This is a genomic window from Streptomyces sp. NRRL S-495 (assembly GCF_000966955.1).
In the GTDB taxonomy this organism is placed as follows: domain Bacteria; phylum Actinomycetota; class Actinomycetes; order Streptomycetales; family Streptomycetaceae; genus Kitasatospora; species Kitasatospora purpeofusca.
Genome location: NZ_JZWY01001257.1, coordinates 1 through 794, shown reverse-complemented (window position 1 = coordinate 794; position 794 = coordinate 1). Strand labels below are relative to the sequence as shown.

The following is a 794-nucleotide window of genomic DNA, read 5'->3' as shown; positions in this document are numbered from 1 at the left end:
TCGGCCCAGAGCTTGCCCATCACGCCGACGTTGTGGACGACCAGCGCGAGGACGCCGGGGAAGGGGCCGAGGCCGACGGCGGTGACGAAGACCAGGGCGAAGACCACGTCGGGGACGGAGCGCAGGAAGGACAGCAGGGAGCGCGCCGCCTGCTGGACGGCGACGGAGGGGGCGACGCCGCGGGCGGCGAGCAGGGCGAGCAGCAGCGAGGGCGGGATCGACAGGGTGGTGCCGAGCAGGCCGATCCACAGGGTGACCAGGGCGGCGTCGATGCTGGACGTCAGGACGGACCGGTCGAGGCGGGGCGGGAACGCCTCGGAGACGAAGGAGGCCATGCCGTGCCAGCCGTCGACGAGCGCGCCGAGGGACATCTCGGTGGTGTTCCAGGCGATCACATGGACGACGGCGAGGACCGCGGTGACGACCACCGCGGTGACAGCGGCGCGGGGCCGACGGGGACGGCCCGGGACGGGCAGGCGGCGCAGGGGGCGGGGGGCGGTCGTCATCGGAGGCTCTCGGCGAGTGCGGGCTGGTAGAGGTGGTCGACGTTCTGGTCGGGTTCGCCGTCGAGCAGGATGCGGCCCTCGCACAGGCCGACGATCCGGTCGGCGTGCCGGGCGGCGAGCGAGGGCTGGTGCAGGACGGCGACCACGGCGAGTCCTTCCTGATGGGCGAGTTCGGCGAGCAGGGCGAGGACCTGTTCGGTCGCGGCGGGGTCGAGGGCGGAGACGGGTTCGTCGGCGAGGATCACCTCGGGCCGCTGGCACAGCGCGCGGGCGACGGCGACGCGCTGC

2 pseudogenes are annotated in these 794 nt (G+C 74.3%); both read right to left on the bottom strand.

The annotated features are described in order from the left end of the window. Positions 1–506, bottom strand: a pseudogene (locus VR45_RS40990) (phosphonate ABC transporter, permease protein PhnE); the annotation flags it as partial. After that, a pseudogene (locus VR45_RS40985) lies at positions 503–794 on the bottom strand (phosphonate ABC transporter); the annotation flags it as partial. The pseudogenes VR45_RS40990 and VR45_RS40985, both read right to left, overlap by 4 nt.